Here is a 23,009-nt window from a genome sequence, read left to right on the forward strand (position 1 = left end):
GATGGATGCAAAAGAGATAATAGCTGCACGTGTTGCACAAGAGTTTAAAGACGGTGACTTTGTAAATCTAGGCATTGGTTTACCTACAAAAGCTGTTGATTTTATGCCTGAAGGTATCAGTATTAATCTTCATTCTGAAAATGGTTTTGCAGGTGTTTGGGATAGTGCAACATCTGAAACATTAGATAAAGATGTAGTTGATGCTGGTGGTAGTAATGTAGTTTTAAGAGAGGGAGGAATGTTTTTTGATTCTGTTACCTCTTTTGAGATTATTAGAGGCGGTCATCTTGATATGACAGTTTTAGGTGCTTTAGAAGTTGATGAAAATGGAAACCTAGCAAACTGGAAGATCCCTGGAAAGCTTCTACCTGGAATGGGTGGAGCTATGGATTTAGTAAATGGTGCAAAAAAAGTAATTGTATCAATGCAACATACAGCAAGAGGAAATCCAAAGATTTTAAAAGAGTGTACTCTTCCTCTTACTGGAAAAGGTGTGGTAGATATGATTATTACTGAAATGGCAGTGTTTGAATTTAAAGATGGGAAACTATTTTTAACAGAGTTAAGTGATGATGTTAGTTTAGAAGAGCTAAAAGCGGTAACTCCTGCTTCTTATGAAGTGGCATTAACCCCTACTTAGGAGGTGTATGATATTTGACTTTAATAGGACGTTTTATAGTAGAAAAATTACAAAAGGATAAAAACATGAAATTTAAAAAATTAGCAGTATCAGCGGTAGTAACAGTAGGTCTTTGTTCTACATCTTTAGTAGCAAAAGAGAAAAAAGTATTACTGAAAGTTCCAGTAACTTTTCCTACAAGTTTAATAGGACTAGGAACTCCTGTAAAGACATTTAAAAGTGGATTAGAATCAATCTCTTCAACAATGAAAGTAAAGATTTATGAGCCTAAAAAGTTAGTAGCTCCCTTTGAAATTTTAGATGCAGTTTCCACTGGAAAAGTAAATGCAGGTTGGTCAACAGCAGGATATTGGAAAGGTAAAATACCAGCAGCTGCAATTTTCTCAGCAGTTCCATTTGGTCCTGAAGCACCGGAATATTTTTCGTGGTTATATGAAGGAAATGGTTTAAAACTTTATCAAAAAATGTATGATGATGCAAAATATAATGTAAAAGTTGTACCTTGTTCTATCTCTGCTCCAGAAACAGCTGGATGGTTTAAAAATGAGATTAAATCAAAAGAAGATTTAAAAGGTTTAAAAATTAGATTCTTTGGACTTGGAGCAGATGTTATGACAAAAATGGGTGCCTCTGTATCTCTTATTCCTGGTGGAGAAATTTTTTCAGCACTTGAAAAAGGTGTTATTGATGCAAGTGAATTTTCTATGCCTGTAGTAGACCAAAAACTTGGCTTTTATAAAATTGCAAAATATAACTATTTCCCAGGATGGCATCAACAAGCAACAGTATTTGAACTTTTAGTTAATAAAGATACTTGGAAAAAGATGAGTAAGCAACAACAAGCAGCTGTAGAGATGACTTGTAAAGCTAATATGACAACATCACTTGCAGAAGGTGAAGCAGCACAAGGTAAGGCTATTAAACAAAATATTGAAGAAAGAGGTGTAATTGTTAAAAAATGGTCACCTGAAATGTTAAATGAGTTTAGAGGTGCTTGGAATGAAGCCTTAGTTGATTTAAGAAAAGATAAGGCATTTAATGAAGTATGGAGCGATTTATCTAAGTTTAGAGAAGAGTATTCATACTGGAATAAAAATGGATTTTTACCTAGATAAAAGTTAAAACAATACCTTACAAGGAAAGAAGATGAATAATAAAGATCATATTATAGACCCTGTCCATGAATTTGAGGAGATTAGTCATACCTATGAATCCCAAAAAAATGAACAGAATGAAAAAATTCCAAAAGTTTGTAAGGTATTAGATTCAATAGTATATAAAATAGGGGCAGCCGTATCGTGGGTGTCTCTTATTTTAATAACAGTGATTGTTGTACAAGTACTCTTAAGATATCTTTTTTCTGTAAACTTTGTACAGTTAGAAGAGTTACAGTGGCACCTTTATGCCGTAGTTTTTATGTTTGGGTTATCCTTTACTATGGTAAATCATTCTCACGTAAGAGTTGATATCTTAAGAGTGCATTTTAGTCCAAGACTACAACGGAAAATAGAAATTTTTGGAATTTTATTTATGATGATTCCTTTCATTTTTATTGTTATTGATTATGGATATGACTTAGCAGCAGAGGCTTATAGAGTAAATGAGAGTTCAAACTCTCCAGAAGGATTACCTTATAGATGGATTATCAAAGGGATGATGCCTTTAAGTTTTTTCTTTCTATTTATTGCAAGTGTATCTAGAGTTTTAAGACATGTAAGTTATTTAATACGAGGAGAGAAATAATGGAAATTAATGATTATTTAGTAATATCAATGTTTGTATCTTTTTTAGTTTTCCTTTTCTCTGGAATTCCAGTTGCTTGGGTTTTAGGTGGAGTAGGAGTTGCTTTTGTAGGTGTTGGATATTTATCTGATATATATCTTGATACCATTACAGGGCTTGATTATAATACTATTGGTTTAGTTGCAAACCGTATTTATAAGATTATGGATAACTGGATTTTAGTTGCTCTTCCTATGTTTATCTTTATGGGACTAGCCCTTGACGAGTCTGGAATTGCCGAAAAACTTTTAAAATCTTTACAAAGATTTTTTGGGAAAATGAGAGGTGGTTTAGCGATAACAGTTGTAATTTTAGGAATTTTACTTGCTGCTTCAACTGGTATTATTGGTGCATCAGTTGTTTTACTTGCAGTAATGAGTTTACCTATGATGTTAAAACAAGGATATGATAAGCAGACAGCCCTTGGAGTAATAGCAAGTTCGGGAACTTTAGGGATCTTAATCCCTCCTAGTATTATGTTAATTATTATGGCCGATCAGTTAAGTATTTCTGTTGGAGATTTATTTATGGGAGCATTGTTCCCTGGTATTTTACTTGGTGTTTTATATATGGGATATATTTTTATTATGGGGCTATTAAAGCCAAATAAGATGCCAATTGATAAAGAAACAGAAGATGAGAAACTTGATTTTGCGATTGCATTTGATTTGTTAAAGAGTATTATTCCTCCAGCTGCGTTAGTTTTAGCAGTTTTAGGTTCAATATTTTTTGGCTTAGCAACTCCTACAGAGGCTTCAGGGATTGGTGCTGCAGGTGCTTTATTTTTAATGGCAATGAATGGTCAGTTTAATTTTGAGAAGTTAAAAAATATTTCATATTCAACAATGAATACAACAGGGTATATTTTTGCAATTTTTGTAGGAGCAACTTGTTTTTCTTTAGTTTTAAGAGAGCTTGGAGGAGATGAATTAATCTCTTCTGCACTTCATGCAATATCTGAAGATCCTATAATTATTATATTGTTTATTTTAGCTTTAGTATTTATCTTAGGTTTTGTTTTAGATTGGATAGAGATTACACTAATTATACTACCTTTAGTAGGACCTATTGTTATGGATTTAGCAATTGATATTCAAAGTTACGGTATTGAAAATGCAACATTAGTTTGGTTTGTCTTGCTTGTTGCTATGACCTTGCAAACCTCATTTTTAACACCACCTGTTGGGTTTGCACTCTTTTATTTAAAAGGGGTTTGTCCTCCAGAAGTGAAGTTATCAGATATATATAAAGGTGTGATTCCTTTTATTATCTTACAATTAATCGGGTTAGCAATTGTATTTTTCTTTCCTCAAATAGTAACTTGGCTACCTTCTGTAGCCTATTAAAAAAATATAAAAGGATTATAAAAATGGTAAAAGATAAAGTAACAGTAATTACAGGTTCAACATCAGGAATTGGTCTTGATATAGCTAGAGTTTTTGCTCAAAATGGTGCAAAAGTAGTAATCTCAGGAAGAAATGAAGAGGTTTTAGAAAAGACGGCACAAGATTTACGAGATGAAGGGCTAGAGGTTATTGGTATTAGATGTGATGTTGGAAGTGAAGAAGACATTAAAAGTCTAGTGGCAAAAACAGTTGAGTATTATGGAACAGTACATGTTTTTGTATCAAATGCAGGTATTCAGCATGTAGCAAATATAGAGGATTTTCCAACAGAAAAATATGAACAGATTTTGAAACTTATGCTTGTTGGTCCATTTATTGCAATTAAAGAGCTATTTCCTATTATGAAAGAGCAAAAATGGGGAAGAATAATCAATATGGCATCTATAAATGGATTAGTTGGATTTGCAGGAAAATCAGCATATAACTCTGCAAAACATGGACTTTTAGGACTTACAAAAGTTGCAGCTTTAGAGGGAGCATTAGATGGTATTACTGTTAACTCTATTTGCCCAGGTTATGTTGATACTCCATTAGTTAGAAACCAATTAGCAGATTTAGCAAAAACAAGAGGTGTGACTCAAGAAGAAGTTTTAGAGAAAGTGATTTTTTCACTTGTTCCTCAAAAGAAACTTTTAACAACAGATGAGATTGCAAACTATACGATGTTTGTGGCAAGTGAACACGCTTCATCTATAACTGGACAGGCTTTAGTTATGGATGGTGGATATACGATTCAGTAAAGGGATTTTATGAAAGTTTATATTATAGAAGCAAAAAGAAGTGCAATTGGAGCATATCTTGGGACACTTAAAGATATGGATCCTGGTCACTTAGCTGGTGAAGTTATAAAAGATCTTATAAAAGATATTGATAAAGAGATTGTGGATGAAGTTATTGTTGGAAATATTTTAAGTGCTGGACACTCTCAAGGTATTGGAAGACAAGCTTCTATTTATGGAGGGCTTCCCGATTCAACAGTTGCATACTCTATAAATATACTTTGTGGTTCAGGTATGAAATCAGTTATGAGTGCAGTTAGTGAAATAAAAGCAGGAAATAAAGATGTGATTATTGCAGGAGGAGTTGAATCTATGTCTCAATCTCCTTATTTAATTCCTGCAAAAGGAAGAGGCGGTTTAGGACTTGGAAATTCACAAATAGTTGATTCTATGGTAAATGATGCTTTAACAGATGCCTTTGGTGGTTTTCATATGGGAATAACTGCTGAAAATATTGCCGATAAATATAGTATTAGTAGAGAATCACAAGATGAGTACGCAATTTACTCACAAGAAAAGGCAATCATAGCTGACGATGCAGGAAAGTTTAAAGATGAGATTACACCAATTACTATAAAAACAAGAAAAGGTGAAATTGTTTTTAATAAAGATGAGTATATCAATAGAAATACTTCTTTGGAAAGGCTTTTAAAACTAAGAGCTGCATTTAAAAAAGATGGAACAGTTACAGCAGGAAATGCTTCTGGAATAAATGATGGAGCAAGTTTTACACTAATAGCTTCGGATATTGCAGTAAAAAAGTATGGTTTAAAACCACTGGCTGAAATAGTAGATTGTGAACAAGTTGGAATTGACCCTGCATATATGGGGTTAACTCCTGGTTATGCTATTGGAAAATTGTTAGATAAAAATATGTTGCATTTTAATGATATTGATATTTATGAGATAAATGAAGCTTTTGCCGCACAATGTCTAGGTGTTCAAGAGATTTTAAAAGATAAGTTTGATATTAGTAGTGATGAGATAAACAGACGTGTAAACCTAAATGGAAGCTCTATTGCTTTAGGCCATCCAGTAGGAGCTAGTGGAAATAGAATTATTGTATCACTTGTTCATGAAATGCAAAAAAGAAAATCAAATTATGGAGTAGCATCACTTTGTATTGGTGGTGGATTAGGAACATCTATTTTACTTAAAAATGTAGAATAAAGATGGTATGATAAGGTAAACTAACTATGGATTATAAAATGAGTAAAGAAGAGTTTGATGATATTTTATTAGATAGTTTACCTAATCCTGTTTATTATAAAGATGTAGAGGGAAGGTTTGTTAGGTGTAACAAATGTTTTTCAGATTTAGTAAAAACTCCCAAAAAAGATATATTTGGTAAATTAGCTTATAAATTTTTCCCAAAAGAAGCAGCTGACAGACATAAGATAATTGACAAAAGGATTATGAAAACATTTGAAACTATTTTAGATGAGGTAAGTTTCTTAACTCCGGATGGAGAGATAAAGTATTTTACATTAAATAAAGTTGTTCATCTAAATGATGATGGTAGTGTTGCTGGAATTGTTTGTGTGATGAATGATATTACTGAAAGAATTAGACAAAAAGAACTTTTAATTCAGCAGAGTAAATTTGCAGAGATGGGGGAAATGATTGCCTCAATTGCACATCAATGGAATGAACCACTAGTCGAGATCTCTGCACAGATTCAAAAGATGCAAATCCTTTACTCAATGGATAGAATGGATAAAGATAAGTTATCAGGTATTGTAAATGATTCAATGGTTCAAGTAGAGTATATGTCTGATACCTTAAATGATTTTAGGAATTTTTTAAAACCTTCAAGTGTAAAAAAAGAGTTTGGAATAAAAAAAGCTATCAAAGAGATATTTGAGATTGTAGGTAAGCAGATATTCTATTTTAATATCAAAGTAGAATTTGATTATGAAGATGATGAAGAGATTTTTATATATGGTTTTGAAAATGAGGTAAAACAAGTACTTTTAAATATTATCAACAATGCAAAGAATAAGCTAGTTAAGCTTGATGAGAAAAAAGGTTTTAATGGAACTATAAAAATAAAGGTTTTCACAAATGATAAATCAACAATAATTGAGATAGCTGATAATGGTGGAGCTATAGAAAAAGATATTATGGAACAAGTATTTGAGCCATTTTTTACAACAAAATCAAAAGGGATGGGTTTTGGTCTATATATGGCAAAAGTTATTGTTGAAGATAAAATGTCAGGAGAAATAAAAGTTGAAAATAGAGAGGATAATGTGATTTTTTCTATAAAACTACCAAATAAAGAGAAGTTATTATGAAAATTCTCCTTTTAGAAGATAATAAAACTTTAAATGAAACAATTACATTAAAGCTTGAAAATAGTGGACATAAGGTTTCCAATTTTATAGATGGTCAAGAAGCCTTAGATAATATTACAGAGGGTTTTTCTTGTTTTATTCTTGATATAAATGTTCCAAATGTAGATGGTATTAAGATATTAAAAAAGATTAGAGAGTTTTATGATGAAGTTCCTGTAATAATTATTTCAGCAACTGTAGAACTTGATATTATTAAAGAGTCTTATGATTTTGGGTGTAATGATTATTTAAAAAAGCCATTTTTTATCGATGAACTTGAAATAAAGGTTGAAAAGCTTTGTCAAATACCAAAAAATGAGATTGAATTTAGAGATGACTGTTCGTTTAGTTTTAAAGATAGTAGATTGAAATTCAAAGATAAAGAGATAGAACTAACAAGAAAAGAGACACTAATGATGAACCTTTTTTTAATAAATAAGAATCAAATAGTTACTTATGAAAATATTCAAAACTATGTTTGGGAGGGTGAATATAGTTCTTTAGATGCAATTAGAACACTTATTAGAAGACTTAGGAAAAAGCTTCCTACTGATTATATTAAAGCTTCTTCAAACAGAGGTTATACTTTTTTAATATTGGAATGTCCCCTCTAAGTTAGACAATTACTAATCAATCAACAACCTCTTATTTTGGAACACGAAACACTCAAGTGAGTTTTCCTGTTCCACAAAGTGTTCAAAAAGTAAAAACTACAAAGTTCCACAAACCTTAAAGGATTACGGAACAAATAAAGAAAAATTTCTACCAAGGCCCTTGAAATCTAATTGGTTTATATTCAACTTTCTTTTCATGTTTTGTTTTACGATTATGAACTCTTTTTCTCCATCTATTATATGCAGGTTTTGAAATAAGTGTTCTCATTACATTTTTAACTTGATTTTCACTAAGACCAAACTCTCTTTTAATTGCATCAAAAGTAGTTCTATCTTGCCATGCCATTTGTATTAATCTATTTTTATCGTCTTCATTTAATTCTAATTTTAATTTTTTCATTTGTATAATAACCTTGCAAATCCTAAAGCAAAAAGCCCAATCGCGACTTCTTTTGGTTCAAAACCATACAATAAATAGAACATTGAAGAAAAAATAAGTCCTAGAGATATTACATAAGATTTTATAAGTTTTCTTGTAGTGTTTGTAATATACTCTACTTGGTTATTTGATACTTCAACTTCTAAAGTCCCTTCACTAGCCTTTTTAATAACTGTTTTCAAATCTTTTACAATAAAAGGCAAGTCCTTGATCTCTTCTGTTATTGTTTGTGATATTGACTCTTTTGCACCCAATGCTTTTGGAAGATTTTTTGTAAGTATTGGTAAAATATCTTTTACACCATTAAAGTTTTCTATATATGTAGTTCCTAATCCTTCAACAATTGCACTAACTCTTAAAATATAAATAGCATCACTTGGTAACTTAAAAGGTAAATCTCTTGTGCTTTCTAACACTTCAAAAGCTAGTTTTTGCATTGATTCACTATCCAAATTATCATTTGAGAAAATATCAAACATTTTTGCAGTAAATTCCGCTAACTCTGAACTAGGAGCTTCATAAGCAATGGTTCCTAATTTTTTGCTTGCACTTATGTATGTGTCATAATCTTGCTCGTTAGCAGCTTTTATAAGCTCAATAATAGCTATTCTTTTATCATTTGGTACAGTTTTAACCATTCCAAAATCTAAAAGTATTAATTGCCCTTTTTTATTCACAAGTAAATTACCAGGATGAGGGTCTGCATGAAAGTATCCATTGATAAGCATTTGAGTAGTATAGAAATCTACTAGGTTTGCAATAATTGCTTTGAAATCTATATTATTGCCTAGAATATTTTCTTTATCATCAAATCTAAAACCTTCTTCAAAACTCATAACTAGAGCATCGTCACAGGAGTGTTTTGCGTAGCCTTTTGGAAATCTTACATTTTGATCTTTATAAGTTTTTTTGAAAGTCTTTAGATTTTTCATTTCTTGATTAAGACTAACTTCTTCTACAATCATTTTTGAAAACTCTGAAATTACTGCTTCAATAGAATTTTTTGTATATGAAGAAAATAATGGTTTAAATAAAGTATTAAAAAAACTGATTATTTTAATATCTGCTAATACTTGCTCTTTTATACCTTTTCTTCTTAATTTAACTGCTACTTTTTTTCCATTTTTTAAGTACGCTTTATGTACTTGTCCAATAGATGCAGATGCAATTGGTGTATTTTCAAAACTTGTAAAAATATCTTTATCTTTAAAAGCTATGTTATAAATTTCTTCAAAATCATCTTTTTGCATAGGAGGAATTTGATCGTGTAAGTTCTTTAACTCATCTAAATAATCTTGTGAAAAAAAATCAGATCTAGTAGCTAGAACTTGTGCAAGTTTTATAAAACTAGCTCCTAATTTAACAATAGTATTTTTTAATCTTTGAGGTTTCAAAGGCTTTAAAAATAAAAAGCTATCTTTCTTTTTTATAACTAAATAAACAGTTAATAAAAATGTAAAAACCCTATAGATTCTTAATAATGAATAATATTTAATAACATATCCTTTTATCTAATTATTTCTTTTTTAATTCTTGCTCTAATCTTTTTAAATCTTTTTTAGTAGCAAGTCCTAGTTCATTGATTATCTCTTTCATCATAGATCTTACATGTTTTTTAAGCTCTTTATGTTCTTTTTTACCTTTTTTTTCTATTTCTTTTATATGCTTTTTAAAATCACACTTTTTCATTTTTCCATCTTTTTTTAAAGCTTTTAAATCTGTTTTCATTTTTTCTTCTGCTGCTATTTTTGCACCTATTACTGTATTCATTAATTCTGTTAACATTTTCTATCCTTTTTTATAAATTGAATTTATTTCATCTGATATCTTTAAAGAGCTTTGATAGGTAGCTTCTAAATTAATACCATTGAAATAATCACCACAAATCCCGTAAGATTTTTCTTTATTTAAAATAAAATCTTTTTCAAGTTGCTCTTTTGCAAAAGCAAATTTCCAAAAATGTTCAACAACATTGAAATCTTCTTTTAAATTAATATCAAACTCTTTTGAGATTTTTTGATGAATTAATTCAAATAATTCATTCTTTTCTAAATTCATATTTTCTAAAACAAAATCTTTATTTAGATGAAATACATAACTTTCAAAATCTTCATAATCATATTTTGTTGAATTATCTATAACTTTGTAAAAAAGTTCACTTTTATTTAGGTCTTGATTTTTAATTTTTTTAGTGTTTGTATTATTTGTATAGCAAATCAAGCTAGCCATTGGAGCATATGAAATATTTTGTAATTGTTCTTTTGTATCTTCATCTAAATCAAAATCATTTTCTAAAATTTGTGTAGCAGGAATTGTAAAAACTACAAAATCGAAATCATCATATATAGTATTCGTATTATCTGTTAAAGTCCATTTTTGATTAATTAATTTTGCATTAGTTATTCTAGTATTTGTAATTAAATCTTTTTTATTAATCAAAGATGAACATAATTTGTTGATTCCGTTTGTAGGGTAGTATTTTTTATCAATATTTCTTAGAGTATTTTGTGTAACTTTTTTATCTAAGAAATCTAAAAAGTTTGCAGATTTATAATTTCTAGTATTTATAAAAGGTGTTCCATGGTCTATGAATTTATCATCAATATATTTAGTACTAAGTCTCCCACCTGTACCTCTTGATTTCTCAAATATTGTAATATCATGATTTTGTTGTTTTAGGTTTTTATAAACATTACATCCACTTAAACCTGCACCGATAATTGCTATTTTCATTTTTCCACTTTTTTGTTTTATTTTATTACTTTTAAATAAACATTAGTAGTGAAAAAATGTCAGTTTATACTATCTATTCAATATCACTTAGTATAATCTCTTCAATTCTTTTTGATTTTCCAAAATGTTCTAATAGTGTAAAGTTAATATCTTTGTACTCTTTTTTTAATCCATCGATTATTTCAGGTAAATCAATTAATACATGTTTTCCCGAATTTAAAAAGAATGGGTAAAAAGATATATCTTTTGCACCTTTTTTTATAAACTCTAATGCAGTCTCTTCAATACTTGGGCTTGCTAATTCCAAAAAAGCTGCTTTTTTCAATTCATAAGTTTTAACATTCTTTGAAATATTTTCAACTAAGGCTTTAAACTCATTATTTGATTTGTCTTTTTTGCTTCCATGTGCTATAAATATTATTGCTTTCATTTTAATACCCTTCTATTCTTATTTGATACTTTAGTATTTTTAATCTTTGATGATGGTAATAACTAGCTCACCAACAGTAAAGCCAAACTTTTTCATTTTTGAGTGATTTATTATTACTCCATCATCTTGTAAGTGAAGCCAATCTTTTACAGAGATATTAATAGTACTGTCATTATAAGGTACTTCCATAACATAATCAATCATTACAGTATTTCCATTAGCAATCATTTTTGCAGTTCCAATTATATCTCCTGCTGTTGCATCAAAAGTTTTTTTGCCTGTTGGTTTTAATTTCCAAACTCTAGTTAGTTTTTCTCCATCATCATATACAAATTTTTCATCTAAAGTACCAATGCCATTTTCATCCCAAGAACCTTCAAGTTCACCTTTGAAAGTTCTGATAATTTTTCCACTTCTGTCTTTTACTAAACCATAAGCTCGTAATTTACCTTTGAAATATTCTTGTGGAATAAATTCAGGGCTTTTATTTGTAAAGTCTTCTATTTGCATTTTTGAACATCCTATGAATATTATAAAAATAATACTTGTAATAATAGTTAATGAAAGAAATTTTAGTTTCATGCAACTAAACCTTGATTTAATGCAACGTTTTGATATCTTGTAAAAGCAACTTGAACAAGATTAATATTTCTTGTTAAGAATCCAGCTTCACAATAACAAAGATACATTTTCCACATTCTAATAAAGTACTCATCAAAACCTAAGTTTTTTACTTCTTCTAATTTTTGGTTAAAGTTCTCATGCCAAACATTTAAAGTTTTTGCATAATGTTCTGTGTATTCTTCCATATGAAGAAGGTTTAATTTTGTATTTTTACTTGTAACATCTAGTATTTTTCCAACACTTGGAAGATGACCACCTGGGAAAATATACTTTTGAATAAAATCAGTTCCCTTACAGTATGAAGAGTATCTTTGATCAGGCATTGTAATAATTTGCATCACTAAAATTCCATGAGGATTTAATAGCTCTTCACATTTTTTAAAGAACACATCAAAATACTCACGCCCCACTGCTTCGAACATTTCAACTGCAATTACTGCATCAAACTGCCCTTGCATATCTCTATAATCTTTTAATATTACATCTACAGACTCTTCAATATTATGCTCTTTGAATCTACCTTCACATAGCTTTTTTTGCTCTTTTGAAAGTGTTAAAGTTGTAACTTCACAACCATACTCTTTTACTAAATGCATAGCCATAGCACCCCAACCTGAACCAATTTCTAATACTTTTGAGCCTTTTTTAAGATTTAATTTCTTTGCTAAAATATCAATTTTTCTTTTTTGTGCTTCAAAAAGTGGTTCATCTGGCTTTTCAAAAACAGCTGATGAGTACATCATTGTATCATCTAAAAATAGTTCAAAGAATTGATTTGATAAATCATAATGCTCTTGAATATTTTTAGCAGACCTAGTTTTAGAGTTCTTTCTTAATGAATGCTTTATTTTATTCATAACTGGGAATAAATTATGAAGTGAGAATTTCTTTGCATCTTCACTTTTAGTTTCAAGTGATTCAGAATTAATAATACCTATTTTGATTAATGCAGTTAAATCATCACATTCAAAATCTTTATCCATATAAGATTCAGCAAAACCAATATCTCCAAATAATGTCAATCGTCTAAACAAATCTGCATTATTTAAAACAAGTTTTGCTTTTGGTTCTTGGTTATTACCATATATTTTTGTACTACCATCACTGTAAACTACTTCTAAAGTTCCTTGAGTGATTTTTGATAAATACTTATCCCCTAGTTTATTCCATAAAGTCTTCATTATTATGCCCTCCTTACTTGGTCTTGTGCTGTTGGCTTATTAAATTTTAAGCCTTTTAATTTAAGTTTTAAACTTTGCCATAACGTTCTAGTAACTACCCATACAGTTAAAAGTGTATGAGAGAAAAATAGTGACAGAACATTTACTTCATTAAAAACTCTTGATTTTCCTACAAATGTTGAATTCAACATTTTTTTATCATTTTCAAAAAGATTTATGCCTAATGAAAACTGATTTGCTTCATATATTAATGAAAACTCATATCTTCCATCTCTTTGGAAAAAAGGAGATACATACATATCTTTAAGCCCTACACCTTTAAAATGTTTATTATCTTTTGATTCTAATTTTACTGGATAAATAACCCTTCCACCATTATAATTATGAACCTCAGCAATCATGTGTGTTGGTGTATCTTTTTCAAAAAGAATAAGCACACTAATAGGATTAAAAACATATCCTAAAATACTAGGTAGTGTTATAAATCTCATTTTTTGTGTAGCTTCAATAGAGTATTTATTTAGTATCTCTTTTATATTTACTCTAAAATCATCACTTGCACCAAAGTGATCTTTTGTGTTAAAAGAAAAAAGATTAAAGCTATTTTTTGAGAAATATTTATTATCAAGTTTTTCGTAAGCATTCATATCAATATCAAGCATAAAGAACTTATATTTAAACTCATGTTTTTTTGGACTTACTCTTTTATGATAAATTATTCCTTCTTGAAACTTGTGACTCATAACTCACATCCAAACTCTTGGGCAATTGTATTAGCAGAATACAAACCATCTTCATGGAATCCATATCTCCAATATGCTCCTGCAAAATATGTATTGTTTTTACCGTTTATTACATTTCTTTTACTTTGAGCATCAATTGCTTTTACATCAAATTGTGGATGTTCGTATGATATTTCTTCTATAACCTTATCAATTTTTTGTGTCTCATTTAATGATACAAAATACTCTTTTTCTGATTTTAAATTTTGTAATCTATTTATCCAATAAGATAGTGTTACATTTTCATCTGTTTTATTATCATCTTTCTCATTTGTTTTATAATTCCAAGCTGCATATACATCTTTATTTGGGTACAAAGCTTTTGTATCATTATGTAAAAGTGCTTTGTTTTCTTTATATTCAAAACATGAAAGAATATTTAACTCATCAATTGTCGGTTCATCAATTAACTTTAAAGCATCAGGTGCATGCATTGCGAAAATCACTTTGTCATAAACTGATCTGCTATTATCTTCGTGAACAAGTACTACTTCATCATCTTCTCTTTCAACTGATATTACATCACTATTTTTTATAATTTTTCCAGAGATAAATTCTGAAATTTTATTTACATAGTTGATTGAACCACCACTTACTGTTAACCACTGATGTTGTGTATCAACACCTAAAAGTCCATGGTTTTTAAAAAAATGTAAAAAAGTTCTTGCAGGAAATTCATTCATTTTTTCACTAGGAGTTGACCAAATAGAAGCACCCATTGGAATAATATATCTTTGTTTAAAAAAGTAAGAGTAATCTTTTAAATACTCTCCTAAAGTTAAATCTAAATCAGCATGATCTGTATCTAAATCATTATTAGCTTTTTTATTGAATTTTAAAATATCACTTATCATTTTCAAGTGTGAGTATGAAAAAAGGTTTTTCTTTTGAAAAAACATTCCTCTTAATGATTCACCATTATAAGCTAGGTTAGTTTTTTTATTCCAAAAGGCAAAACTCATATCGCTGTTTTCAATTTTTACATCAAGCTCTTTAAAAAGTTTTGTAAGTAATGGATATGTTTCATGATTAAAAACTAAAAAACCTGTATCAACTCCAAAAGTCTTACCATTTTCACTAACTTGTGTAGTTCTTGCATGACCTCCAAGTCTATTCTCTTTTTCATATAAATCTACATCATGTTTTCTACTTAATAAATATGCGCTTCCTAAACCACTAATACCAGCACCTAATACTGCAATTTTTAATCTTTTTTCATTTTTCATTTTAGTCTTCTTTCTTTTTATGTGGAGTGTAAATTAATTTTGAGGTATCCATGTGTTTATCTAAAGAAGCCACAATATTGTCAAGTTTTTCTTTTTTCATAAAAGGTTTTCTATTTATTATCCATAGAGTTTTCATATCTATATCAGATACAACTGCCCATTCGTAGTTTTCATCTAAATTTATTATTCTATATTCTTTTGTAAAAACCCAAAAATATGTCATATCAATTTCTGACATATCTTTTCCATTGCTAGGTTTTGCAGTACCATTATATTCTATGATTTTCCCATCAAAGGTATTTTTAAAGCATTTATTAATTATTTCATATTTTAAAGGTTCTACATGTTTATACTCAACTGTTGAACCTACACAGTCTTTTTCAAAATCATTATATGTTCTTGCAATTTCGTACCATAAGCCACTGAATTGTTTAGCATTTAAATAGTTTACAGGCGCAGGTGCTTTTGCAAGAACATAAGGAGTTTGAGTTATAACCATGGTAATAAAAAAAGATATAATATTTAATTTCATCTCAAACTCCTTATAATGACATTCTATATTTTTATAAGGTTTTTTTGTAGTAAAAAAATGTTTCTTTATAAAGAAACCTGCTTTTTATTGTTGAATATCTTTGTATTTATTAATAAAGTAAATGGCTGCAAGTTTAAAGAAAACTGGAACTAAACCATAAAGTAAAGACAATATCAGTAATGAAGTACTACTAGGACTACTTGCTTCAAAGTCAAAAATACCAAGTATTACAAAACCTAAAGCAACTGCAAGAGCAAGAGTTAACTTTGTAATCATTGTCCAAATACCAAAAAGTAAACCTGAGATATTAAAAGATAACATTTTTGTTTTTTGAACTAAATCACTTTGTATAGATGTAGGCATTGCCATATCAGCACCTAAACAAAGTCCTGTAATTATACTAATGATTATAAAAGCAGTCAAATCACCCTCTTGTAAAAAAGGCACAAAAATAAAAGCACTTGAAGCTAATAAAATAGAAGCTATCCATGTTTTTTTCTTGCCAATTTTATTTGAAAGTTTATACCAAAAAGGTAAGGCTACAATACCTGCAAAGAAATATAAAATCAAAACCATTCCACTTGAGTCTTTTTCCTTTATAACAAGTTCTATAAAAAGTAAAAAAAGTGTTGCAGGTAGAGCATTTGCAAGATTATTAAGAAAGTAACCTACTTGTAAAAGCTTTATATCTGGTATTTTCTTGTAAACACTTTTAATATTTTTAAAAGAAAAATCACTACTTTGTATATCTGCATTAATTTTTATTTTATTCATTGTAATTAAAAATAAAGGCAAGAATAAAAACAAAAAAGTAAAATATAGTAAATTTAGAGTTTCATTTGGGTTTTGAGCTACCTTGTAAACATAAGGAACAAGCAAAGCAATTAATACTCCAATAATAGTAAAAAGTTCGCGAGAACTATTTAAAATAGTTTTTTCTTCATATATTTGGCTTATCTCACTACTCCATGTAAGATAGGGAATATTTATCATACTCCATCCTATATAAATCAAAACAGAAAAACAAAAAAGCCAAAGTTCAGGATATTGTAAATTTGGATTAATAAGTGCGTAAAAACTTAGTATCAAAATAAAAGAACCAAAAATCATAACAGGTTTTCTGCTAGAGAATTTCTTTACACTCTCATCACTTAAAAGTCCAAAAAAAGGATCTGTAAAAACATCTGTAAGTCTTGCAATAAAAAGAATCAAACCTACAATGCTTACATTTATACCAACATCACTTACGTAAAAAGTTGGTAAATAAATATATAAAGGTAAGCCTACAATTGCTAAAGGTATAGCTATTAAACTATAATAGATTACAGTCTTTTTATCAAGAGTTTTCATCTTAGCTTTTGATTTTTCTTTTTACTAATTTTATAAAAAAAGAAAGAATGGGAATTTTTTCATATAAGTTTTCTGCACTATCCCAATAATCAACATGAGAGATAACCTTTTGATTTTCATTAAACTCAACTCTTGAAACTCCTTCAAAAGAATTAAGCAAAGAATCGTTTTTAAAATTAAACTCAAAAATCCATCTTAGGTATGAGATATCACCTTGTTCTACTATTTCAATTACTTTAAATCTTGGATTATCAAGCTTTATATACATATCTTGAAAAATATCATATATTTTATCTAAGCCCTTAACCTCATTAAAAGGGTCCTTGAACTTTGCATTAATATCAAATACATTTTCATACTCTTTTATTGGTGTTTCTTTTGTAATATTTTCAAAGAATAAAGCGTAATCTTGTGTTTTCATGGAAGCATCTTTTTTGTTAAATATAGTGAAACTTTATATGGTAATATTCTTAATATTCTTAAAAATAAAGAAAGAATATAAGGAAACCTAATCTCAAAAGAGTCTGGGTTTTCAATTCCTTCTAAAATCTTTTGCGCTGCATATTTTGGCTGCATTAATTGTGGCATTTCAAATTTATTTTTATCAGTAAGTCTTGTTTTTACAAAACCATGATTTATGATTTGAAGTTTTATATTTAAAGGGTCTAATTCTGGTTGTAAAGATTGTGCAAGATTTACTAAAGCTGCTTTTGGAGCTGAATATCCACCACCTTGAGGTAAACCAAAATAAGAAGAGATACTAGAGTTCCAAACCCAATGACCTTTTTTACTCTCTTTAAAATAAGGTAATAATTCGTTCATTAATCTTATAATTCCAAGATAATTAACTTCATTCATTTGCTCAAATTTTTCACTATCCCAAGTATCAATAGTCATAACTTCATAAGCACCTGCGTTGTAAAACCAGATATCTAAACCATCAAAAGCATTCCAAGCTTCTTTAACACTACTTGCAATATTTTGCTTATTAGATACATCAAGGTCTACTAGCGCTAAATCTTGAGAGAAAACATCTTTTAGTGCTAATAATGACTCGTTTGTACTAGCACTTCTAGAGGATACAACTACTTGATAATTAGCATTTAAACACAAGTTTACTAGTTTTAAGCCAATACCACTACTTCCACCTACAATCCAGATTCGCTTTTTAGCTTTCATGATAAAGCCTTTTTTGTTATATAATAATCTAATTAGATATTTTTAGTAGTATTTAAATGTTAGTTTATCTATACTTTAATAGAAAATACCGCTCCATCATTTAAGTTTTCAACTTTTATAACTCCATTCATTTTCTCTTCAATAATTAATTTTGTCATATAAAGCCCAATTCCTGTTCCATATTCATATTTAGTTGTAAAATATGGATCAAATATTTTATCCATAATTGAAGCATCAATTCCACCTGCATTATCTTCAATAAATAATATAATTTCATCATCAATTTCTTTTACATATACTTTTATTTTTGCATTTTTTATTTTTTGATCAACTAAAATATCTTTTGCATTTGAAATAATATTAACTATTGCTTGTAAATATTCATTTTTATATCCATAAATCTTGTATTTTTTATCACATTGAATTTGAATATCGATTTTATGATGTTCTAAAGTTGATTTTAAAATCTTTATTGCTCTAAAAACTGCATCTTGGATTAAAAACTCTTCTTTTTTGGAAGTTGGATTAAAGAAGTTTCTAAAATCATCAATAGTTTTAGACATATATTCAAGTAGATCATTTGCATCACCAACTCTTTGAGATAAGTATTTTTTATCTAATTCTTTATAATCATAAGCTGATTCTATGTCAAAAAATAAACCTGAAATTTGTGATAAAGGCTGTCTCCATTGATGTGCAATATTTCCTATCATTTCACCCATTGCTGCCATTTTTGATTTTTGAATTAATATATTTTGCTGTTTTAGTTTTTCTTCTTTTAAAAGAGTTCTTTCTGTTATATCTCGTAAAGATGCAAAAAGTAGATTTTGATTTTCGTATGAATATACAATCATATTTAATTCAATAGTTCTAATTTCTTTGTTTTTTCTTACTAGTTTAACTGTTTTGGATAAAGACTTAGATTTTTTAGTTTCTTCTAAATCTAGATTATTAAAAAGGTCAAAAAACTCTTGTTCTAAAATTTCACTAGATTCATACCCTGTTATTTTTAGTGCAGTTTTATTAAGACTTAAAATAAGTGTTTTATCTTCTTTCATTTGTGAAATTATAAAACCATCATTACTATAATTAAAAAGAAGTGCATATTTTTCTTCGTTTTGTTTTACTGTTTGTCTATATTGTATGAAAAGTTTCTCTATTTTTCTTGTAAAACCAAGTGAGAACATAAAAAATATTACAGTCATTATTAAAATAATAATTGCTAATTTTAATATTTTACTAGATAGGTTATCAATTGAAGTAGCTCTTTCTTTTTTTATAATATTATTGATTTGAGTTAAATCAACTCCAATTCCTATAAAATAACGTAAGTTTGTAACAAAAGTTCCATAAAGGAGTTTCCTTTTATTATCAAAATAAATATAATCATTTCCTTTATAGTTTGTTTCTATTAGTAAATCTTCCATAGCTTTAAGCTCAACTTTACTTGAAATAATATGTTTTTGTGTTAATAAATCACTTTTACTAGCAATGTTATTTAAACTATTTATTTTATATATTAAAACAAACTCTTCAGTATTATAGTTTTGATTAAATATCTTTTTTGATATTCTCTTTTTTAATTTATTTTTTTCTACTTCAAGGAAACTACCTGAACCAATTATAATTCCTAACTCTTTTAAATGTCTTGTATATGTAATCTTTTTTGCTGTGATATTACTATTTGGTTTATACCAAAAATATTCAATAAAGTTTTGTTTATCTTTATTTGAATCAATCATTTTATTTATAAACTTTAAACCATTTATATCCTCAAAATCTAAAAAAACTTCATTTTCATCACTATTATTTTCACTATTCAAAATCAATCTACCACTTGTATTTAAAATAAAATAGTTAATATCACTTTGTTTTTTTGAGATTTGCTTTATCGAATTTTTTATAAAATTTATTTGTTCATCTTTTGATAAGTTTTTAGTTTTCTCATATAAAGAGTAAGCTAAATTATAAGCAATTATAGATTGTTTCTCTATTCTTTCTTTTTTAGAATTTAAAATTGCTTCTTCTTCAAACTTCATATCACTAACTAAGTTTTCTACAGCTGTTTTAATATAAAATTTTTCTCTTTCAATTAAAGTGGTTTTAAAATTTTCTATATGAGTTTTAAAGTTATTGTATTCTGTTTTAATAAGTGTTGCACCAATTACAGTTGCAACAATAATGATAATAATTGTGGAGCTAAGTAGTGTAGTTTTCTTTACACCTTGTTCAATTTTTCTTTGGTAATTAACTTTCAAGTTTTAATTTATATCCCATATTTGAAATGTTTTTAATACAATTTACTGGTATCTTTTTTCTCAAAAATCCAATCGTAGTTCTTAATGAGTTTAAACTCATATACTCTTCTTCCCAGACATATTGTTCTATTTCTTCATAGCTTACAACTCTGTTTTTATTTAAGCATAATAGCTTTAAAAATAGTAGCTCTTTTTTATTTAATTCTATAACCTTTTCTTCAAAATAAAAAACAGACGTTTGAGTATTAAAATAGAAATCTTCTGTAATTTCTATTTTAGAATTTTTGTTTTTTTCTAAATCATCAACTGCTTTTGTAAGTGCTGGGATTAAGTTTCTACTTGTAAGTGGTTTAATTATGTATTTTTCTAAATGTAATTCAATTGCTTCTAATAAATATTCTTTATCACTAAAAGCTGTTGAAATAATTATTTTAGTTGTAGTATCACTTTGTCTGATTTCTTTTGCAAGTGTGATACCATCCATCTCAGGCATTTGTATATCTGTTAGAATGATATCAGGATTGTGTTTTTTATATAAAGATAGTCCTTCAAGACCATCTCCAGCTTCATAAAGTTCATTAAACATACGTTTTAAAAACCTTGAGTTGATTGTTCTTACAGCTTCATCATCTTCAAGATATAAAATTGTATATTTTTTAAATTTTTCCATGAATACCTCTTTTAAGGTAAAAAGAAAGCTTACGCCTTTTTACCTTTTTTAATTCTAGCAAAATATTCACTAACTAGTGGTAAGAATAATAATACAATTGTTAATATTAAAATACTTAATGTAATTGGTCTTTCCCAAAGAAAAGCTAAAGAACCATCACTAATTGTAAGTGCTCGTCTAAGATTACTTTCCATCATTCCACCTAAAATAAATCCTAAAATCATAGGAGCCATTGGGAAATCAACTATTCTTAAAAACAATGCAACAACTGCAAAACCTGTCATCATATAAATATCAAAGTTGTTAAATGTAACTAAGTAAACTCCAATTAATGAGAAAAAGATAATCAATGGTAATAACAATTGTTTTGGAATTGTTAATAGTTTTGCAATATAGGGAATTAATGGTAAATTTAAAACTAATAATACAAGGTTACCAATATACATTGAAATAATTACAGACCAAAATAGTGCTGGATTATCTACATACATAGTTGGTCCTGGTTGAATTCCATAAGAAATTAATGCACCTAAAATAATAGCAGTAGTACCAGAACCTGGGATTCCAAGTGTTAATAAAGGTACAAATGAACCTGAACAAGCTGCATTATTTGCACTTTCAGGAGCTGCTAAACCTTTTACATTTCCTTTTCCAAAAGTAAGCTTATCTTTTACATTTGCAATACTTCTCTCCATTCCATATGCTAAAAATGAAGCAATAGTTGCCCCTGCACCTGGAAGTACTCCAACAAAGAAACCAAGAACAGATGACCTTCCAACAGTTGGAGCCATCTCTTTTACTTCTTCTTTTGTAATTTTTAATGAACCAATATCTTTTTTAAGAGCATCTACTTCTTCTTTTGTTTGCTTATGATTTTCTAAAATATTCATCATAGCTTCAGATAAAGCAAAAGCTGCCATTGCTAGAAGTAAAAATGAAATTCCATCGATTAAGTCTAATCTTCCAAAAGTAAATCTTGCAATTCCTGAATCAGAATCTGTTCCAACAGTTGCTAACATTAGTCCAAAAATAGTCATAATAGCTGCTTTTAAAAACTTTCCTTTTCCAGCAAAAGCTGCAACTGCTGTTAACCCTAGAACCATTAAAGCAAAATAATCAGATGACTGAAAACTCAAACTTACATTTGCAAGTGCTGGTGCTGCAAAAAGTAAAAATACTGCTGCAATTGTTCCACCTGTAAATGATGAATATGCAGCAATTGCTAAAGCTTTTCCAGCCTGACCATTTTTCGCCATTGGATAACCATCAAAAGAACTAGCAACAGTTCCTGCAACTCCAGGAGCATTAATTAAAATTGAAGAGGTAGAACCTCCAAAAATTGCACCATAATAAACACCTGCAATTAGAATTAAACCAGAAGAAGGCTCCATTCCATATGTAATTGGAATCATTAACGCAATTGCAGAAATTGGTCCAAGTCCAGGAAGCATTCCAATAAAAGTTCCAGCAAAACAACCTACTGCAACCATTAAAATATTATACATAGAAAATGCAGTAACAACACCTGCTAATATACCATCCATCATGATTGTTCTCCTAAGAAATATTCATATAACATTCCAGGGTCTATATAAACACCTAAAACATTATTTAGCAATAGGTAAAATCCTATTGAAACACCGCATGAAATTAGTAATATTCTTTTTATATTTTTCTCTTTTAATAGTAGAAAACCTATTAGTAAAAAAATTATAGTCGAGATAATGAATCCTAATGTTCTAATTGTAAACCCATAAAAAATCATCGCAATAACGAAATATAATGTAGTTTTAAAATCTAATGTTTTTAAATACTTCAATGTTAAAAAATCATTATCATCTTTTTTTATAAGAGAAAATATAAGAATCATAAGTGAAACTATTATTCCAGCTAATCCTATATAAAAAGGGAAAGTAGAAGCTGTCATTACTTCAAACTGACTACCTGGCATTTTCTTAATACTAAATACATTAAAAAAATAAAAGCTTGAAAAAACTAAAAAAAATATTGAACCTATTGTATTTTTTGTCATATTATTAACCTTTAAT

At 28.4% G+C, this 23,009-nt stretch carries 25 protein-coding genes; 8 read left to right on the plus strand and 17 right to left on the minus strand.

All coding sequences use genetic code 11. From position 1 onward, the window contains the following. The first annotated feature begins 1 nt into the window (after position 1). From D3Z07_RS08555 to D3Z07_RS08590, 8 genes are all read left to right on the plus strand, one after another. Positions 2-640 (plus strand): 3-oxoacid CoA-transferase subunit B, encoded by a 639-nt coding sequence (locus tag D3Z07_RS08555; protein ID WP_122893632.1) that lies wholly within the window; start codon positions 2-4, stop codon positions 638-640. A gap of 65 nt (positions 641-705) precedes the next feature. Beyond that, the gene (locus D3Z07_RS08560) at positions 706-1,755 is read left to right on the plus strand and encodes a TRAP transporter substrate-binding protein (protein ID WP_122893633.1); all 1,050 of its coding nucleotides are present in this window, start codon (positions 706-708) and stop codon (positions 1,753-1,755) included. A gap of 31 nt (positions 1,756-1,786) precedes the next feature. Next, on the plus strand, positions 1,787-2,383 hold the full coding sequence (locus tag D3Z07_RS08565; RefSeq protein ID WP_122893634.1) for a TRAP transporter small permease subunit: 597 nt from the start codon (positions 1,787-1,789) through the stop codon (positions 2,381-2,383). Then, positions 2,383-3,768 carry a TRAP transporter large permease gene (locus tag D3Z07_RS08570; RefSeq protein WP_122893635.1) on the plus strand — a complete coding sequence of 462 codons (1,386 nt, stop codon included), beginning with the start codon at positions 2,383-2,385 and terminating at the stop codon, positions 3,766-3,768. The genes D3Z07_RS08565 and D3Z07_RS08570 overlap by 1 nt, the downstream gene beginning before the upstream one ends. A gap of 23 nt (positions 3,769-3,791) precedes the next feature. Next, positions 3,792-4,568, plus strand: a complete 777-nt coding sequence (locus tag D3Z07_RS08575) for a 3-hydroxybutyrate dehydrogenase (RefSeq protein WP_122893636.1) — start codon at positions 3,792-3,794, stop codon at positions 4,566-4,568. A gap of 9 nt (positions 4,569-4,577) precedes the next feature. Next, positions 4,578-5,777, plus strand: coding sequence for an acetyl-CoA C-acyltransferase (locus D3Z07_RS08580; protein ID WP_122893637.1), 1,200 nt, complete (start codon positions 4,578-4,580; stop codon positions 5,775-5,777). A gap of 26 nt (positions 5,778-5,803) precedes the next feature. After that, positions 5,804-6,904 (plus strand): ATP-binding protein, encoded by a 1,101-nt coding sequence (locus D3Z07_RS08585; RefSeq protein WP_122893638.1) that lies wholly within the window; start codon positions 5,804-5,806, stop codon positions 6,902-6,904. After that, positions 6,901-7,557 carry a response regulator transcription factor gene (locus D3Z07_RS08590; RefSeq protein ID WP_122893639.1) on the plus strand — a complete coding sequence of 219 codons (657 nt, stop codon included), beginning with the start codon at positions 6,901-6,903 and terminating at the stop codon, positions 7,555-7,557. The genes D3Z07_RS08585 and D3Z07_RS08590 overlap by 4 nt, the downstream gene beginning before the upstream one ends. A 148-nt stretch (positions 7,558-7,705) precedes the next feature. Here D3Z07_RS08590 and D3Z07_RS08595 read toward each other — a convergent pair whose 3' ends face one another. The 17 genes from D3Z07_RS08595 to D3Z07_RS08675 all read right to left on the minus strand — a co-directional run bounded on the left by D3Z07_RS08595 (position 7,706) and on the right by D3Z07_RS08675 (position 22,993). Next, positions 7,706-7,957 carry a TIGR03643 family protein gene (locus D3Z07_RS08595; protein ID WP_076083390.1) on the minus strand — a complete coding sequence of 84 codons (252 nt, stop codon included), beginning with the start codon at positions 7,955-7,957 and terminating at the stop codon, positions 7,706-7,708. After that, entirely contained in the window at positions 7,954-9,492 is a 1,539-nt protein-coding gene (locus D3Z07_RS08600) for an ABC1 kinase family protein (RefSeq protein ID WP_076083387.1), read from the minus strand. Before D3Z07_RS08600 ends, D3Z07_RS08595 begins: the two co-directional genes overlap by 4 nt. A gap of 19 nt (positions 9,493-9,511) precedes the next feature. Continuing rightward, complete coding sequence (locus D3Z07_RS08605; protein WP_076083384.1) at positions 9,512-9,781, minus strand: hypothetical protein; 270 nt, start codon at positions 9,779-9,781, stop codon at positions 9,512-9,514. A 3-nt stretch (positions 9,782-9,784) separates the two neighbouring features. Further along, entirely contained in the window at positions 9,785-10,729 is a 945-nt protein-coding gene (locus D3Z07_RS08610; protein WP_076083381.1) for an NAD(P)-binding protein, read from the minus strand. A 73-nt stretch (positions 10,730-10,802) separates the two neighbouring features. Then, positions 10,803-11,159, minus strand: a complete 357-nt coding sequence (locus D3Z07_RS08615; RefSeq protein ID WP_076083378.1) for a sirohydrochlorin chelatase — start codon at positions 11,157-11,159, stop codon at positions 10,803-10,805. Between the two features lie 39 nt (positions 11,160-11,198). Continuing rightward, the gene (locus D3Z07_RS08620) at positions 11,199-11,741 is read right to left on the minus strand and encodes a DUF3833 domain-containing protein (protein ID WP_076083375.1); all 543 of its coding nucleotides are present in this window, start codon (positions 11,739-11,741) and stop codon (positions 11,199-11,201) included. Beyond that, positions 11,738-12,964: an SAM-dependent methyltransferase gene (locus tag D3Z07_RS08625; RefSeq protein WP_076083372.1), complete on the minus strand. Its 1,227-nt coding sequence runs from the start codon at positions 12,962-12,964 to the stop codon at positions 11,738-11,740. Before D3Z07_RS08625 ends, D3Z07_RS08620 begins: the two co-directional genes overlap by 4 nt. Before the next feature lie 2 nt (positions 12,965-12,966). Next, on the minus strand, positions 12,967-13,707 hold the full coding sequence (locus D3Z07_RS08630) for a DUF1365 domain-containing protein (RefSeq protein ID WP_076083369.1): 741 nt from the start codon (positions 13,705-13,707) through the stop codon (positions 12,967-12,969). Next, positions 13,704-14,972, minus strand: a complete 1,269-nt coding sequence (locus tag D3Z07_RS08635; protein WP_076083367.1) for an NAD(P)/FAD-dependent oxidoreductase — start codon at positions 14,970-14,972, stop codon at positions 13,704-13,706. Before D3Z07_RS08635 ends, D3Z07_RS08630 begins: the two co-directional genes overlap by 4 nt. Before the next feature lies 1 nt (position 14,973). Then, complete coding sequence (locus D3Z07_RS08640; protein WP_228144677.1) at positions 14,974-15,504, minus strand: lipocalin family protein; 531 nt, start codon at positions 15,502-15,504, stop codon at positions 14,974-14,976. A gap of 84 nt (positions 15,505-15,588) precedes the next feature. Continuing rightward, positions 15,589-16,854 (minus strand): MFS transporter, encoded by a 1,266-nt coding sequence (locus D3Z07_RS08645; RefSeq protein WP_122893641.1) that lies wholly within the window; start codon positions 16,852-16,854, stop codon positions 15,589-15,591. A 1-nt stretch (position 16,855) separates the two neighbouring features. Then, positions 16,856-17,275 carry a nuclear transport factor 2 family protein gene (locus D3Z07_RS08650; protein WP_122893642.1) on the minus strand — a complete coding sequence of 140 codons (420 nt, stop codon included), beginning with the start codon at positions 17,273-17,275 and terminating at the stop codon, positions 16,856-16,858. Next, the gene (locus D3Z07_RS08655) at positions 17,272-18,033 is read right to left on the minus strand and encodes an SDR family NAD(P)-dependent oxidoreductase (RefSeq protein WP_122893643.1); all 762 of its coding nucleotides are present in this window, start codon (positions 18,031-18,033) and stop codon (positions 17,272-17,274) included. Before D3Z07_RS08655 ends, D3Z07_RS08650 begins: the two co-directional genes overlap by 4 nt. Positions 18,034-18,101: 68 nt before the next feature. Next, positions 18,102-20,291, minus strand: coding sequence for a cache domain-containing protein (locus D3Z07_RS08660; protein ID WP_122893644.1), 2,190 nt, complete (start codon positions 20,289-20,291; stop codon positions 18,102-18,104). Then, entirely contained in the window at positions 20,281-20,961 is a 681-nt protein-coding gene (locus tag D3Z07_RS08665; protein WP_122893645.1) for a response regulator transcription factor, read from the minus strand. Before D3Z07_RS08665 ends, D3Z07_RS08660 begins: the two co-directional genes overlap by 11 nt. A 29-nt stretch (positions 20,962-20,990) precedes the next feature. After that, positions 20,991-22,508 (minus strand): tripartite tricarboxylate transporter permease, encoded by a 1,518-nt coding sequence (locus D3Z07_RS08670; protein WP_076083355.1) that lies wholly within the window; start codon positions 22,506-22,508, stop codon positions 20,991-20,993. Continuing rightward, positions 22,505-22,993 (minus strand): tripartite tricarboxylate transporter TctB family protein, encoded by a 489-nt coding sequence (locus D3Z07_RS08675; protein WP_076083353.1) that lies wholly within the window; start codon positions 22,991-22,993, stop codon positions 22,505-22,507. The genes D3Z07_RS08670 and D3Z07_RS08675 overlap by 4 nt, the downstream gene beginning before the upstream one ends. Between the last annotated feature and the right edge of the window lie 16 nt (positions 22,994-23,009).

Source organism: Arcobacter peruensis (genome assembly GCF_003711085.1).
Taxonomy (GTDB): domain Bacteria; phylum Campylobacterota; class Campylobacteria; order Campylobacterales; family Arcobacteraceae; genus Poseidonibacter; species Poseidonibacter parvus.